At 64.8% G+C, this 281-nt stretch carries 1 protein-coding gene; it reads right to left on the bottom strand.

The window, feature by feature from the left end; genetic code table 11:
* On the bottom strand, positions 1–281 hold a 281-nt coding region (locus tag BN2476_RS48820; RefSeq protein ID WP_235851161.1), incomplete at both ends, for a site-specific integrase.

Consider the following 281-nt stretch of genomic DNA (forward strand, 5'->3'; position numbering starts at 1 on the left):
TCGGGACTGAGCACGACGGGCAAGATGCGGGGCACGCGGACCGGTTGCATCCTGACCATCAGCTCGGGCCGGTCGAGCGTGACGGTGAAGAAGAACTTCAGGCCGGTGATCGCGTGGTTCAGCGACACGGCCGATGTGCCATGGTCGACCAGATAGAGCTGGTAGCGGCGCAGGTCCTCGACGGTGGCCGTGTCAGGTGAGCGCCCGAGAAACCGGGCGAACTCACGCACGATGCGCAGATAGATGTCCTGCGTCCTGGGAGCAAGCTGGCGCATGCGCAT

The sequence above is a fragment of the Paraburkholderia piptadeniae genome (genome assembly GCF_900007165.1).
In the GTDB taxonomy this organism is placed as follows: Bacteria; Pseudomonadota; Gammaproteobacteria; order Burkholderiales; family Burkholderiaceae; genus Paraburkholderia; species Paraburkholderia piptadeniae.